This is a genomic window from Stenotrophomonas sp. 22DLJC03, assembly GCF_056861405.1.
In genome coordinates this window covers 1,231,909-1,246,335 of record NZ_JBSPUG010000001.1, presented here as the reverse complement: position 1 = coordinate 1,246,335, position 14,427 = coordinate 1,231,909, and the positions used below count along the sequence as shown (strand labels likewise).

At 65.4% G+C, this 14,427-nt stretch carries 16 protein-coding genes; 5 read left to right on the top strand and 11 right to left on the bottom strand.

Going from position 1 to position 14,427, the window contains the following annotated elements:
* Positions 1–22: 22 nt before the first annotated feature.
* From AC13GA_RS05730 to grxD, 3 genes are all read right to left on the bottom strand, one after another.
* Entirely contained in the window at positions 23–3,271 is a 3,249-nt protein-coding gene (locus AC13GA_RS05730; protein WP_482997682.1) for a TonB-dependent receptor, read from the bottom strand.
* Positions 3,272–3,501: 230 nt separating this feature from the next.
* Entirely contained in the window at positions 3,502–4,278 is a 777-nt protein-coding gene (locus AC13GA_RS05725) for an SDR family NAD(P)-dependent oxidoreductase (protein ID WP_482997681.1), read from the bottom strand.
* Positions 4,275–4,595, bottom strand: coding sequence for a Grx4 family monothiol glutaredoxin (grxD, locus tag AC13GA_RS05720; RefSeq protein WP_004152129.1), 321 nt, complete (start codon positions 4,593–4,595; stop codon positions 4,275–4,277). Before grxD ends, AC13GA_RS05725 begins: the two co-directional genes overlap by 4 nt.
* A 119-nt stretch (positions 4,596–4,714) precedes the next feature.
* On the opposite strand from grxD, the gene AC13GA_RS05715 reads away from it, so the two are divergent.
* Positions 4,715–5,293, top strand: a complete 579-nt coding sequence (locus tag AC13GA_RS05715) for a superoxide dismutase (protein ID WP_136638773.1) — start codon at positions 4,715–4,717, stop codon at positions 5,291–5,293.
* Between the two features lie 37 nt (positions 5,294–5,330).
* On the opposite strand, the gene AC13GA_RS05710 is transcribed toward AC13GA_RS05715, so the two are convergent.
* The 3 genes from AC13GA_RS05710 to purE all read right to left on the bottom strand — a co-directional run bounded on the left by AC13GA_RS05710 (position 5,331) and on the right by purE (position 7,433).
* Positions 5,331–5,672 (bottom strand): carboxymuconolactone decarboxylase family protein, encoded by a 342-nt coding sequence (locus AC13GA_RS05710; RefSeq protein ID WP_004152082.1) that lies wholly within the window; start codon positions 5,670–5,672, stop codon positions 5,331–5,333.
* A 112-nt stretch (positions 5,673–5,784) separates the two neighbouring features.
* Positions 5,785–6,933 (bottom strand): 5-(carboxyamino)imidazole ribonucleotide synthase, encoded by a 1,149-nt coding sequence (locus AC13GA_RS05705; RefSeq protein ID WP_482997680.1) that lies wholly within the window; start codon positions 6,931–6,933, stop codon positions 5,785–5,787.
* Complete coding sequence (purE, locus tag AC13GA_RS05700) at positions 6,930–7,433, bottom strand: 5-(carboxyamino)imidazole ribonucleotide mutase (RefSeq protein ID WP_005412808.1); 504 nt, start codon at positions 7,431–7,433, stop codon at positions 6,930–6,932. Before purE ends, AC13GA_RS05705 begins: the two co-directional genes overlap by 4 nt.
* 58 nt (positions 7,434–7,491) lie before the next feature.
* Between purE and AC13GA_RS05695 the strand changes: the two genes are divergently transcribed.
* The 4 genes from AC13GA_RS05695 to AC13GA_RS05680 all read left to right on the top strand — a co-directional run bounded on the left by AC13GA_RS05695 (position 7,492) and on the right by AC13GA_RS05680 (position 10,144).
* Complete coding sequence (locus tag AC13GA_RS05695) at positions 7,492–7,761, top strand: Trm112 family protein (protein WP_032128883.1); 270 nt, start codon at positions 7,492–7,494, stop codon at positions 7,759–7,761.
* Positions 7,758–8,609 (top strand): carboxylating nicotinate-nucleotide diphosphorylase, encoded by an 852-nt coding sequence (gene nadC, locus AC13GA_RS05690; RefSeq protein ID WP_012510596.1) that lies wholly within the window; start codon positions 7,758–7,760, stop codon positions 8,607–8,609. Before AC13GA_RS05695 ends, nadC begins: the two co-directional genes overlap by 4 nt.
* A 115-nt stretch (positions 8,610–8,724) precedes the next feature.
* Positions 8,725–9,726, top strand: a complete 1,002-nt coding sequence (locus AC13GA_RS05685; RefSeq protein WP_482997679.1) for a DUF2272 domain-containing protein — start codon at positions 8,725–8,727, stop codon at positions 9,724–9,726.
* Positions 9,727–9,793: 67 nt separating this feature from the next.
* Positions 9,794–10,144: a DUF3301 domain-containing protein gene (locus tag AC13GA_RS05680; protein WP_012510594.1), complete on the top strand. Its 351-nt coding sequence runs from the start codon at positions 9,794–9,796 to the stop codon at positions 10,142–10,144.
* A gap of 153 nt (positions 10,145–10,297) precedes the next feature.
* Here the strand turns inward: AC13GA_RS05680 and AC13GA_RS05675 are convergent, their stop codons facing one another.
* The 5 genes from AC13GA_RS05675 to petA all read right to left on the bottom strand — a co-directional run bounded on the left by AC13GA_RS05675 (position 10,298) and on the right by petA (position 14,226).
* Complete coding sequence (locus tag AC13GA_RS05675) at positions 10,298–10,750, bottom strand: ClpXP protease specificity-enhancing factor (RefSeq protein ID WP_046983322.1); 453 nt, start codon at positions 10,748–10,750, stop codon at positions 10,298–10,300.
* A gap of 84 nt (positions 10,751–10,834) precedes the next feature.
* Positions 10,835–11,470, bottom strand: coding sequence for a glutathione S-transferase N-terminal domain-containing protein (locus AC13GA_RS05670; RefSeq protein WP_046983323.1), 636 nt, complete (start codon positions 11,468–11,470; stop codon positions 10,835–10,837).
* Positions 11,471–11,604: 134 nt separating this feature from the next.
* Positions 11,605–12,354 carry a cytochrome c1 gene (locus tag AC13GA_RS05665; RefSeq protein WP_482997678.1) on the bottom strand — a complete coding sequence of 250 codons (750 nt, stop codon included), beginning with the start codon at positions 12,352–12,354 and terminating at the stop codon, positions 11,605–11,607.
* Positions 12,347–13,606 carry a cytochrome b gene (locus AC13GA_RS05660; RefSeq protein WP_428709153.1) on the bottom strand — a complete coding sequence of 420 codons (1,260 nt, stop codon included), beginning with the start codon at positions 13,604–13,606 and terminating at the stop codon, positions 12,347–12,349. The genes AC13GA_RS05665 and AC13GA_RS05660 overlap by 8 nt, the downstream gene beginning before the upstream one ends.
* Positions 13,606–14,226 carry a ubiquinol-cytochrome c reductase iron-sulfur subunit gene (gene petA, locus AC13GA_RS05655; protein ID WP_004151998.1) on the bottom strand — a complete coding sequence of 207 codons (621 nt, stop codon included), beginning with the start codon at positions 14,224–14,226 and terminating at the stop codon, positions 13,606–13,608. Before petA ends, AC13GA_RS05660 begins: the two co-directional genes overlap by 1 nt.
* Positions 14,227–14,427 lie beyond the last annotated feature (201 nt).

Here is a 14,427-nt window from a genome sequence, read left to right as displayed (position 1 = left end):
CACTGCTTCAGGCTCTGACGGATCAGAACTTGTACTTCACGGTCAGCTGCATCGACCAACGCGACACGGCGGTGTTGCCCTTGTCGTTGTTGTTTTCCTGGACCGAGGAATCATCCGCACCGGTGAACGAGTACACGTACTTGCCGGTGGCCGGATCGATACCTGCGAAGTTGCCCACGCGACGGGTGGCGTAGAAGCCGTAGTCGTCGATCAGGCCCCACTTCTTGTTGAGCAGGTTGCCGACATTCATGATGTCCAGCGCGATCTCACCCTTGTGGGTCTTCGCGAAGCCCGGGAATTCCTGGCTGATGCGGACATCGAAGCTGTTGACCCACTTGGCGCGGTGCTGGTTGGCCGGCACCGTGCTGCCACGGTAGGCATCGAGTTCCGGATTCTGCGCCAGCCAGTCGAAGAACTTCTTCTCCATGTCGACGCCGCCAGTGAAGATCACGTCGCCCGGACCCTTCGGCACGTAGAACAGGTCGTTGCCGATTGCGCTGTCGCCGTTGGCATCGTTGTAGAACACGTAGCTGTACGGACGGCCCGAACGGCCTTCATAGAACAGACCGACGCGGGTGGCGTTGTCACCGAAGAAGTTGTGCTTCCACTCCAGGGTACCGGTGACACGGTCCTTGATCGCATAGCGCGAGTTGTACGCGATGTTCTCGTTGGCGTTCAGGATCTGGGTGTTGTTCCAGTTCGAGGTGTTCTGCGAGCTGGTCAGCGGGCTCACTTCCTTCGACTGGGTGTAGGTGTAACCCAGCGACCAGCCCCAGTTCTCGGTCAGCGGCTTGGCCAGCGAGAAGGTCGCCTGGCTGCCACGGCCCTTGTCGGTATTGCGCAGGAGCAGCACGTCGCCGATGTTGTTCGGGCGGTAGTTGCGGTTCAGCACGCCGTTGGTGCCGTTCTCCATGCCCAGGTTGTCGCCGCTGCGGCTGTCGATCTTGCTGTTGGCCTGGTTCAGGCCCTTGTCGTTCCAGTAGATCTCACGACCATCCTGTGCCGACACGTAGGTCGGGCCATTGCCCTTGCCATTGGTCAGGTCCAGGCGCTCGAAGTACAGGCCATCCTTGACCTTGGTGAACAGCAGTTCGGCCGAGGCCACGATGCCATACCACGGCAGCTCGTGATCGAAGGCCAGGTTGGCCTTCCACACCGACGGCAGACGGGTGCCCGGGTTGATGATGTCGACGTTCTGGCGGGCGATGATCTTCGACGGATCCGGGATGAACGGATTGTCGGCATCGACGCTGAAGCCACCCGGATTGCCGCTGACGTTGTACTCAACGTAGTTCAGGCCGGTGTTCTGGTACGCACCTGCCAGCCACACGTTCGGGGCTGCACCGCCGAACAGGCCTACGCCACCGCGCAGCTGGGTCGGGCGATCGCTGTCGAAGGTGTAGTTGAAGCCAACACGCGGCTGGATCAGGCTCTTGTCCACCAGCTTGGTGTTGTTGTAGCCATACAGCGCCTGGATATCGGTGTTGTACTTGGTCTGGCTGGTGAAGTCCGGGATGTCCACGCGGACACCGAACATCAGGCTCAGGTTGTAGTTGATCGCCCAGGTATCCTGGATGAACAGACCGGTGTTCTTCAGGTGGAACTTGGCCGGAATGTCATCCAGGCTGCCGCCCGGACGCGGAACGCGCAGCTGGTAGCCGTTCGCGGTGCCCTTCAGGAACGAGGCCAGGTCACGGAAGTCATACGCGCCGTACAAGTTGCGGCCGTAGAAATTCATCAGGTCGTTGTCGGTGTAATCGAAACCGAACTTGATGGTGTGGTCACCGACGTACCAGGTGCCGGCACCGAAGGCGCTCAGTTCCTTCGACTCGACCAGGTTGGTGTGGGTGTTCTGCTCGGTACCCAGGTACAGCGAGTTGCTGCCGAAGCGCACGCGCATCTGCGGCAGGTGCGAAGCTGCGACGCGGTTAGACGAGTAGTCCTTGTGCGAAACCTTGAACTCGGTCGAGAAGTTCTCGGACCAGTCGCTGAACAGCTCACCCATCCAGGTTTCGTATTCGGTCGGCTGGGTATACCAGAAGTCACTCAGCGACAGCGCACTGCTGCTGACCTGCGGGAAGCGGACGACGTCCTGCTTCATCTTGTTGTAGCGCAGGGCTGCACGATGATTCTCGTTGATGTTCCAATCCAGCTTGACCGCGTACTCTTCGATCTCGGTCTTGTTGTTCAAGTCGCTGACGCTGCCCACCGGATGGCCCAGCTCCGCCATGCGCTTCTGCACGGCCGAGATGTCGGCATCACTGATACCGCCCTTCGACGGATCCTTGTTGTACGGGCTTTCGCTCAGGCTGACGCCGCCACCGCTACGCTCGTACTTCTCGTAGTTGGTGAAGAAGAACAGCTTGTCCTTGACGATCGGGCCGCCGAAGGTCATGCCGTAGGTCTTCTCGTCCTTGAAGCCATTGAAGTCCGTGCGGTCACCTTCCAAACGCGAACGGACCATGTCCTTGTCGCGGTACGAACCGTACACGGTGCCGTGGAATTCATTGGTACCCGACTTGGTCACGGCGTTGATCACCGCACCGGTACCACCGGCGATGGTGGTGTCGTAGTTGGCCAGGTCGATGTTGATTTCCTGGATGGCGTCCATCGACACCGGCTGACGCTCGGTCGGCAGGTTGTTGGAGCCCAGGCCGAACGGATCGGAGGCGCTGATGCCGTCGATGCGGATGGCGTTGTAGCGGGTGTTCTGGCCACCGGCCGAGATCGCGCCGTCAGCCTTGCTGACCTGCGAGATGCGCGGGTCCAGGCGGATGTAGTCCTGGATGTTGCGGTTGGCCGACGGCAGCGCGTCCATCGTCTCGCGGGTGACGTTGGTGCCGGTGCCCATCTTGGTGGCGCTGAACAGGTCCAGGCCGCCGGCGGTGGCGACAACGTTCACGGCATCCAGGTTGGTGGCAGCCAGATCGCCGCCCAGGTTGGCATTGACCGTGTTGACCTGATTCAGGTTCAGGAAGACACCTTCTTCGGTCTTGGTGCCTTCACCGGACTTGGTGATGGTGATGGTGTACGGGCCACCCACGCGCAGGCCGCGCGCGTTGTAACGACCCGACGCATCGGTGGTAGCACGCGAAACAGTGCCCGACTCGGTGTGGGTGATGGTGACTTCAGCGCCGGCGACAGGCTGGCCTGCAGCGGACATGACCTGGCCACCGACACCGGCGGAGGTGCTCTGGGCGAAGGCAGGAGCGGCAGCAAGTGCAGCCACGAGACCAAGGGTAAGCTTGGACATCCGGAGTGGGTGAGTCATTTTTCGGTAGCCTCGATGCGAGTTGGCGATGGCGGAAAAAAAGCGCATCCAAGCAGCCTTGCGGGCGGCTGTTCGGACATTTATCTGGGGTTCCCTACCGTGAACGGCAGCTGCCGAAACGGTTAACACTAGATTAACACGCTACGCCTTGGATGTGACGGTTGTGCGACAAACGGCACCGGATCGCAACGCAATCGTGACGGGTTCTTCACTCCGCCTTTCCCCGGGACTTACTCGACCGGGCTCATTCCACTGGCGTCAAGGACCTGCCCGCGCCACGCGCTCCCCGCGCTGGACAGGAGGGTCACGGCCGCCGCCGCGGCCGCTTCCGGCCCTTGGGCGGCCGGATCCTGGTCGACCGAATAGGCACGGGCGCGCAGCGCCGTGCGGAGCGGGCCGGGGTACAGGCCACTGACCCGCACCGGGCTGCGGCCGAGTTCGTCGTGCAGGCTGGCGATCAGGCCACGCAAGCCGTGCTGGGCCACGCCGTAGCCGCCCCAGTAGGCCTGCCCGACCCGTTCGGGCGCATCGACGGCGAATACCAGCGCTGCATCCTCACGCTGCCGCAGCAGCGGCAGGCAGGCTTGGGCCAGCCAGGCCGGGGCAGTCAGGGTGACATGGACGGCGCGGGCGAAGCTGGCCGGATCGGCCAGCTCGAACGGGGTCAGGCCCGGGAAGTGGGCGGCGCAGACCAGCAGGCCGTCCAGGCGGCCCAGCTCGCGCTGCAGGGCCTGGGCCAGCTCGGCATAGTCATCGGGGCCGGCGCCTTCCAGGTCCAGCGGGTAGAGCAGAGGCTCCGGACCGACGGCCTGGACCTGCGCATAGACGCGATCCAGCCGGCGCGGCTTGCGCCCCATCAGGACGACAGTGGCCCCGGCGGCGGCCGCTGCGACCGCTGCGGCACTGCCCAGCCCGCCACCGGCACCGGCAACCAGCACCACGCGGTCCTGCAACGGGCGGCCATCGAGCGCCCCGTCAGTCGGTGACGTCGATGGCCAGGCACTCATCCCTGGGTCGCCTCTTCGACGATGCGCTTCAGCTCGCCGGCTTCGAACAGTTCCATGACGATGTCGCAGCCGCCGATCAACTCGCCGTTGATGAACAGCTGCGGGAAGGTCGGCAGATTGGAGAAGCGCGGCAGATTGGCGCGGATCTCCGGCTCTTCCAGCACGTTGACGGTGCGCAGGGTGACGGCGCCGGCAGCCATCAACGCCTGTACGGCGCGGCTGGAGAAGCCACACATCGGGTATTGCGGGGTGCCCTTCATGAACAAGACGAGCGGGTAACGATCGACCTCGGCCTGGATTTGCTGCATTACCGCCACAACCACACTCCTTGCTCCGCCGGACAAACCGACCGCGATGGTCGGCTAGACTGCCCAAGGTAGCCGCCATTGTAAGCCGATGGAACCGGCTGCCGCCGCCCCCTGCCACGAACCTGTCCATGCCCGTCGAATTGCCTGCCCTGCCCTACCTCTCTGGCTCCCTGCTGCCGCACCTGTCCGCGCAGACCGTGGAACTGCACCACGGCCGCCACCATCGCGCCTATGTCGATGCGGTCAATGCCGGCATTCTCGGCACCGAGTGGGAGGAGGCGTCACTGGAAGAGATCGTCCGCCACACCCAGGGCAGACTGTTCGACGCTGCGGCCCAGGCGTGGAACCACGGCTTCTACTGGCAATGCCTGCGCCCACGCGGCGGTGGCGAGCCACAGGGCCGGCTGGGCGAGCTGGTCAAGCGCCAGTTTGGCGACACGCAGCGCCTGCGCGAGGAGTTCAACCGTACCGCGCTGGGGCTGTTCGGCTCCGGCTGGGTGTGGCTGGTGCAGCATCCCGGCGGCCAGCTGGGCATCCAGGCCACCCGCAATGCCGGCACGCCGCTGACCGGCGAGAGTACGCCACTGCTGTGCTGCGATGTGTGGGAACACGCCTACTACACCGACTACCAGAATGATCGCGCGCGTTATCTGGAAGCGTTCTGGCAGATGGTCAACTGGGAATTCGCCGAAAGCCAGCTGCGCTGAGGACATCCGCCGGGCATGGCCCGGCGACACGTGGACCTCACGCGCTCTCGTGCGCGGCCACGGCATCCATCACCCGCGCCGAGTAGACCAGCGCTGCACCGGCATTGAGCGACACCGCCACGCCCAGCGCTTCGGCGATTTCCTCGCGGCTGGCGCCGTGCTTCAGCGCAGCATCCACGTGCACGGTGATGCAGCCATCACAGCGGGTGGTGACCGCCACCGCCAGCGCGATCAGCTCGCGGGTCTTGGCATCGAGATGGTTGGTCTGCGCGCCGGCATTGGCCAGCGTCGCGTAGCCCTTGACCGTATCCGGTGAAAGCTTGCCGATCTCGCCGATGCGGCCCTTCAGTTCCTTGCGGTAGGCATTCCAGTCGAGCATGGGGATGACTCCTGTGAAAGGAGCTCCAGGCTACCACCGGGAATGTTGCGCCGATGCCTGCACCGGCGCGCCACAGCGTTGCATTGCCGGCCAGCGGCCGGCACTACCCTCCTCAGCGATTGCGCAGCGCGTGTACCGCTGGTGCCACCTGGGCCTGGCGGTCCAGCTCCAGGCCGACCTGCTCCAGCGCATCGGCCAGCGCATCGGCATCATCGTCGCGCAAGGTGGCGTGGCCAACCTTGCGGCCATCGCGCGCTTCCTTCCCGTAGTCGTGCCAGTGGCCGCTGGCCTGGGCCAGCACCGGCAACGGGTCGGGCATCGCGCCCAGCCAGTTCAGCATGCAGGCATGGCCGAGCATGCGGGTGCTGCCCAGCGGCAGGCCGAGCACCGCACGCAGGTGGTTCTCGAACTGCGAAGTTTCACTGCCTTCGATGGTCCAGTGGCCGGAGTTGTGCACGCGCGGTGCCATCTCGTTGGCCAGCAGTTCGCCATCGCGGCAGAACAGCTCCAGCGCGAACACACCGACATACTGCAGGTGCTCCGCGATGCGGCGCGCATAGCCGATCGCGGCCTCATGCTCGGCGGCCGACAGCACGGCCGGGGCCACGCTGGCCGACAGCACCCCGTCGACGTGCCAGTTACCGGTGACCGGCCAGGCCTGGAAGCTGCCATCGCGGCCACGCACGGCAACCACACTGACCTCGCGCTGGAAGGCCACGAAGCCCTCCAGGATCAGGCCAGTGCGTTCGACCTGGGCGCCCAGCGCATTCCATGCCGCGTCGATGTCGGCTTCGCTGCGCAGGCGGAACTGGCCCTTGCCGTCATAACCGAGGCGGCGCGTCTTGAGAATGCACGGCAGGCCGAACTCGGCGGCCTTCGCGGCCAGCTCGTCACGGCTGCGGATGTCGGCAAAGGCCGGCAGCGGGATGCCCAGCTGCTGGAACAGGGTCTTCTCGCTCAGCCGGTCCTGGGCCACGGCCAGTGCGGCCGGCGGCGGGTAGACCGGCACGCGATCAGCCAGGAACTGCGCGCTGTCGGCAGGCACGTTCTCGAAATCGAAGGTGACCACATCGACCCTGGCGGCGAAGTCCGCCAGAGCCTGGCGGTCGTCAAACGCGCCGACGGTGAGCGGCGCCAGCGGGCCACTGCAGGCGTCGGCTGCCGGGTCATACAGTTCGAAGCGCAGTCCCAGCGGCGCACCAGCCAGAACCATCATGCGGGCGAGCTGGCCGCCGCCCAGGATGCCGACGGTCAAGCTCATTGGCGCGGATCGTCGTGGGCCATCACGTCTTCGGTCTGGCGTGCGCGGAACGCGTCAAGCGCCTGGCCGATAGCCGGCTGGTCGCTGGCCAGCATCGCGGCGGCGAACAGGGCGGCGTTCGAGGCACCTGCATTGCCGATGGCGAAGGTGGCGACCGGGATGCCGGCCGGCATCTGCACGATCGACAGCAGCGAATCCATGCCGTTGAGGGCCTTGGACTGCACGGGCACGCCCAGCACCGGCACCGCGGTCTTGGCCGCGATCATGCCCGGCAGGTGCGCGGCCCCGCCGGCACCGGCGATGATCGCGCGCAGACCACGCGGGCCCGCCTGCTCGGCGTAACTGAACAACACATCCGGCGTCCGATGGGCGGACACCACCTTCACTTCGAACGGAACACCCAGGGCTTCAAGCTTCTGGGCGGCGTGCTGCATGGTTTCCCAGTCGGAGCGGGAACCCATGACGATGCCGACAAGCGGCGCGATCGGGTTGGGGGTCATTGGCCGTCACCTGCCTTAAAGACGTATTCTAGCCATCTTCCACGCAAGACGAAGAACCATGGATCGCAAGCTGCTCGACCTGCTGGTGTCGCCGGACACCCGCCAGCCCCTGTCCCTGCTGGATGGCAAGGGCCTGGAAGCCCTCAACAAGGCCATTTCCACCGGCGCGGTGAACAAGGCCGATGGCAACCCGCTGGCGCAGCCGCTGCGCGAGGCGCTGGTCACCCGCGACCGAAAGCAGGTGTTCCGCGTCGACGATGGCATCCCGGTGCTGCTGGCCGAGGAAGCCATCCCCACCGCGCAGATCGCCGACTTCCCGGCCGCATGAGCACGCTGCCGACGCCGGATGCGGCCGTGGTCGCCGCCGATGTCGCGCGTGCGCTGGCCGAGGACCTCGGCAGCGGCGACGTCACCGCCGCCCTGTTGCCTGACCAGGCCGACAGCGCCTATCTGCTGTGCAAGCAGGATGCGGTGATCGCCGGCCGCCCCTGGTTCGACGCCACCCATCGTGCACTCGACCCCGACGTGCGCATTGAATGGCGCGTTGCCGACGGCGATGCAGTCACCGCCGGCACCGTACTGGCCCTGCTGCATGGCCGCAGCCGCAGCCTGGTCAGCGCCGAGCGCACCTCGCTGAATTTCCTGCAGACGCTGTCCGCCACCGCCACCACCACCGCCCGCTACGTGGCGGCCGTGGAAGGCACCGGCACGCGCATCCTCGACACCCGCAAGACGCTGCCCGGCCTGCGCCTGGCGCAGAAGTACGCAGTGCGCTGCGGCGGTGGCGAGAATCACCGCTTCGGCCTGTACGACACGGTGATGCTGAAGGAAAACCACATCCGTGCCGCCGGTTCGCTGGCTGCCGCTGTGGCGGCTGCACGCCGGCAATGGCCGCAGCTGCCGCTGGTGGTCGAGGTCGAGGATCTGGAGCAGTTGCGGCAGGCACTGGAGGCCGGCTGCGAGCGCATCCTGCTGGATGACTTCAGTCCCGATCTGCGCCGCGAGGCGGTGCGCATCACGGCGGGACGCATTCCGCTTGAGGTCTCCGGCAGCGTCGGCCTGGGTGGCCTGCGTTCGATCGCCGAAGACGGCGTGGACTGCATCTCGATCGGTGGACTGACCAAGCACGTGCAAGCGATTGATCTGTCGCTGAAGCTGGGCCCGCCGCCGGGCTGAGGCCGGGGCTGGGGTCAGATCCCTTTTCCTCGGGAAAAGGGATCTGACCCCGATCTCACACCCGGCGTTCACGACGGCACTGCGACGCTGCGGCCATCCCCCACAGGAGCCGCGCATGCGCCGGACGCTCTTGCCTGCCTGCCTGCTACTGGCAGCCGCCCCCTTGTCTGCGGCTGCCGCCGAAGCCTGCGATGTACCGCCACGCTTTGGCCTGAGCCCCTTGGCGGTGGCCATCCGCAATACTGCCTGCAACGAACACCGTCTGTGGTACCGGCCCTTCATCGACCGTGATGGCCGCGCCGCAAGCCTCAGCGTCACCGAAGCCGAAAGCGATCACCTGGCCGACAACGGGCTGATCGCCTGGCAGCGCGTGGCCGGCTACTGGCGCAACAGCGGCACGCTCAACGCGATGGGCAGCATCGTGGGCGCCAGCAGCTGTCTGGCACCTCTGGGCACGCGCTACACCGACAGCGACTGCCGCGCCTTCCTGATCGACAACCCGTGGTCGGCCGCGTTCATTTCCTGGGTAATGGTGCAGTCCGGCGTTCCCGGCTTCAACACGTCGCCACGCCACATCGACTACATCCGTGCCGCCTACCAGGGTGGCCCGTCGGGCGTGCCCTACCGGCTGGTCGACCCCGCCACGGCCAAACCCGCGCCGGGCGACCTACTGTGCTTCCTGCGCGACCGCAGCAGCACGCTCAGCTACGGCGGGCTGGTGCAGGCGCTGGGCAACGGTTCGGTCGGCCACTGGAAGTCGCACTGCGAGGTCGTGGTCGCGGCCAATCTCGGCGGCGACCAGACCCTGTACCTGATCGGTGGCAACGTCATGAACACCGTGGCGATGCGCCTGCTGCCGCTGGACCGCACCGGACTGATCAAGCTGCCGCCCGCGCGCGAACGCAACAGCACCGGCATCGACCCCAGCTGCACGCCGGGCCGCGAGGACGAGTGCAGCTTCAACCGCCAGGACTGGGCGGCGCTGCTGCAGTTGACCGCAACTGCGCCGTCGGTGATGCCCACACCAACAGCGACGCCGATGCAGCCCTCACCCGCGCCACAGCCGGTCGTCATACCGCCGCAACCGGTCTCTGGTGGCCCGCGGCCAACGCATTGAATCCGGCGCTTGATCCAGCGCGCGTTCGCCGCCATCTTTGCAGGATCGACACCTGACGGCTGACGCCATGCCCACCCTGCTGCTGTTGCTGATTGCCGGCGGAATCATCTACTTCTTCTGGAACGCCGCGCGTTCGGCTGCCGAGCGCGCGGTCGAACTGGGCCGCAACGCCTGCCGTGCCGCCGATGTGCAATGGCTGGACCAGGCGGTGCACGCTACCGGCCTGCGCCTGTCGCGCGGCGAGGACGGCCGGCTCGGTTTCGAGCGCACCTTCAAGTTCGAGTATTCCTACGATGGCATCGACCGCCATGTGGGGCGCATGGTGCTGCGCGGCGATCAGCTGATTTCGTTCACTGGCCCGGGCGCGGCGCGGATCAGCCAGATCCGCGCGGACGTGGATGATGCCGAGGACATCTAGGCGGTAGCGCCGGGCCATGCCCGGCGAGCACAGCGGCACCGGTGTGCCGACCAACGGTCGGCACCCACCCCATCTCGCCCCCACAACCTGACGGCACCCGGCGCTACGCCATCAAACGAAAAACGCCGCCCTTGAGGGGCGGCGTCGGAGAGGTTACTTGACCACGCGCAGGTTCGGGCGCCCCTTCGGCGGCGGACTGGCCGGCGGCGTATCGTCCGGTGGCGTGTCTTCGTCGTGCAGCAGTTCATCGCTGGTCGGCGCGGTTTCGGCGCCGGGAATGTCATCCGGCAACGCCATGCCCTGCCCGGTCTCGCGGGCGTAGACGGCCAGCACGGCGCTGATCGGCACCTGCACCGGATAGCTGGTGCCAGAGAAGCGCGCCGAGAAGCTCACCATCTCGTTGTCGATCATCAACCGCACGACGGCGCGCTCGGCGATGTTGAGCACCACCCGGCCATCCTTGACCGCCGAAGGCGGGACCTGCACGCCGGGGACGCCGGCGTCGACCAGGATGTGCGGGGTCAGCTGGTTGTCGTTGATCCATTCCACCAGCGCCCGCAGCAGGTACGGGCGGTGGCTGGTCATGTGGAAGAAGTCTTCGGTCATGCGTGAAGTGTACGCGCCCGGCGCCCTGCCTGGGCAGATCGCCTGCACGCCGGTCGGCGTGCAGACGGGTAATCGCGCACCGGATCAGACCGGCAGATCGCGCAGTTTCTTTTCCTGTTCGGTCAGGCTGCGGATGAAACCAGGGTGACGGAAGATGCGGTTGCCGTAGTCCTCGATCGCCTTGCCGTCCTTCGGCAGCGGCACATCCAGCGACTGCAGGCGCCAGATGATCGGGGCCATCGCGCAGTCGGCCAGGCTCATTTCCGGATTGAGGAAGAATTTGCTGGCCTTGAACAGTGGCAGCGAAGCCGTCAGCAATTCTTTCAGGCGCTTGCGCCCCGCTTCGGCCTGCGTCTTGTTGCCCAGCTGGATGGCCTGCACCTGCGGCACCCAATCGTGCTCGATTCGCAGCATGGCCAATCGGATGCGGGCACGCGACAGCGGGTCGACCGGCATCAGCGGCGGATGCGGATAGCGCTCATCGAGGTATTCGCTGACCACCGATGCCGCGTACAGCACCAGCTCGCGCTCGACCAGGGTAGGCACCGAATGGTACGGATTGAGGTCGATCAGGTCTTCGGGCGGGTTCTGTGGATCGACCGGAACGAAGTCGAAGCTCACACCCTTGGCCGCCAGGACCAGGCGTACACGGTGGCACAGTACATCGTCGTTCGAGGAAAACAGCGTCAGTGTATTGCGCATGCGTACGCTCGCCGCCATCAAAGGCTCTCCCACGACAGGAGACCGCCTGCCGCATCGGCGCCGCCGGCACCGTGCCGGCGATCGACTCCTCCCCGAGTGTGCAACCGACCATCACAAAAGCCAATAGGCCCGTGCGATGGCCGGCGGCAGAATCAGTGAACGTCCTTCCAGTATTCCTTCTTCAGCAGGTACAGCAGGAAGGTCAACAGGGCCAGGAACAGGATCACCCACACGCCCAGTTGCTGGCGCTTGAGTGCGGCCGGTTCACCGGCATATTCGAGGAAGTTGGTGATGTCACGAACTGCCTGGTCGTACTGGCCGGCATCGACCGAGCCCGGACTGTCGATGCGCAGGGCGGTCACCGGCGGGTCCATGCCCGGCGCTTCCGGCTTTCCATGCACGGCGTGCTGCAGGCCCTGCATCTCCCACAGCGGGTTGGGCATGGAGGCGTTGGCGAACAGCGCGTTGTTCCAGCCCAGTGGCCGGCTGCTGTCCAGATAGAACGACTTGAGGTAGGTGTAGACCCAGTCGCTGCCACGCACGCGCGAGATCAGGCTGAGGTCCGGCGGCATCTTGCCGAACCACTTCTCGGCATTCTCCTTGGTCATCGCCACCGGAATCGGGTCGCCGATCGCCGAGCCGGTGAAGTTGAGGTTGTTCATCACCTCTTCCTCTGTCAGGCCCAGGTCCTGCGCCATCCGCGAATAGCGCAGGTACTTCAGCGCATGGCAGCCGGAGCAGTAGTTCATGTACAGCTGCGCGCCGCGCTGCAGCGATGCGCGGTCACCTAGGTCGTTGCCGGCCTGCAGCAGTTTGGTGCCGCCTTCGGCGGCGGAGGCCAGGAAACTTCCCAGCATCAGGGTGGCCGCCAGGGCCAGCCGGACCATCCAGCGCTCAGTCATGGGTGGTCACCCTCTCCGGTACCGGCTTGGTCCTGTCCAACCGGGTCCATAGCGGCATGGTGATGAAGAAGGCGAAGTACAGGAAGGTCAGTACCCGCCCGATGTAGGTCTCATGCACGTCGGTACCCGGACCGGAGCCGATCACACCCAGCCAGACGAAGCACACTGCAAACACCCCCAGCAGCACTTTCGAGAGCACGCCGCGGTAGCGGTAGGACTTCACCCGCGCGCGGTCCAGCCAGGGCACCAGGAACAGGATCGCGATGGCCGAGAACATCACCAGCACACCACCCAGCTTGTTGGGCACCACCCGCAGCATCGCGTAGTACGGGGTGTAGTACCAGACCGGCTTGATGTGCTCCGGGGTCACCAGGCGGTTGGCCTCGGTGAAGTTGTCGTGCTCCAGGAACAAGCCGCCGAATGCAGGTGCGAAGAAGATGATGAAGGCGGCGATGATCAGCAGGAAGCCGGCGCCGACGCCATCCTTGAGCGTGTAGTACGGGTGGAACGGGATGCCGTCGGCCGGTGCGTTCGGCGACCAGCGATTGCCCTTCGGCCCCTTCTTGATCTCCACCCCGTCCGGGTTGTTCGACCCCACTTCATGCAGCGCGCCCAGGTGCAGCACCACCAGCAACAGCAGTACCAGCGGCAAGGCGATGACGTGCAGCGCGAAGAAGCGGTTGAGCGTGGCGTCACTGGGCAGGTAGTCGCCCATGATCCATTCGGTCAGGCCGTTGCCGATCACCGGTATGGCGCCGAACAGCGAGATGATCACCTTGGCGCCCCAGAACGACATCTGGCCCCACGGCAGCACGTAGCCCATGAAGGCTTCGGCCATCAGCACCAGGTAGATCAGCATACCGAGGATCCACACCAGCTCGCGCGGCTTCTGGTAACTGCCGTACAGCAGGCCGCGGAACATGTGCAGGTAGACCACGATGAAGAACAGCGAGGCCCCGGTGGAGTGCATGTAGCGGATCAACCAGCCCCACTCCACGTCCCGCATGATGTATTCGATGGAACCGAACGCCTCGGCGGCGTTGGTCTTGTAGTGCATCGTCAGGAAGATGCCGGTGACGATCTGGTTGACCAGCACCAGCAGCGCCAGCGAACCGAAGTAGTACCAGATGTTGAAGTTCTTCGGCGCGTAGTACTCGCTGACGTGCTTGCGGTAGACCGGCATCAGGCCCGGTGCGCGGGCGTTGACCCAGTCGGCCACGCCGCTGGCGGTACGGCTGAGGATATTGGCCATCAGGCAGCCCCCTGCGGATCGACACCGATGATGATGGTGTTGTCGTCCTGGTAATGGTGCGCGGGCACCTTCAGGTTGATCGGCGCCGGCACGTCCTTGAAGACGCGGCCGGACATGTCGAAGCGCGACTTGTGGCAGGGGCAGAAGTAGCCGCCCTTCCACTGCGGGTCGTAGGGTTCAGGCCGGATCTCGGCGACCATCTCCGGCGAGCAGCCCAGGTGCGTGCACAGGCCGACCAGCACGGAAATGTCCGGCTTGATCGAACGCAGCTCGGGATTCTGCTTCAGCACGTAGTCCGGCTGCTGGTCCTTCTCGCCGGACTCGGGGTCCTTGAGACGGCCATCCAGCCCATGCAGCGCATCGAGGATGGCCTTGGACCGCTTGACGATCCAGATCGGCTGGCCACGCCACTCCACGATCAGGCGTTGGCCTTCCTGCAGCGCGCTGATGTCGGCCACCACAGGTGCACCGGCAAGCTTGGCCCGCGCACTGGGATTCCAGGATTTGATGAAAGGGACTGCGGTGAATCCGACGCCGACGGCGCCCACCACGGCTGTGGTGGCAGAAAGAAAACGCCGACGTCCGGTGTTGACTGGATCGTGTACCCCATCGTTTGCCATCCGGCACTCCGATATTGATTAGGTAGCTTTAAGGCTGCCAACGGTTCCGGTGGGGGCCAGAGCCGCATTGAATCATGGCCGAGTGTAGCGGAACCGTCGCGCGCCACACAACGCATTGCAACAACATTGAGTGCGGGGTTGCCGGCCAGCGGCCGGCACTACCTTTCAAATGAGTGCCGACCAACGGTTGGCACCCCACCA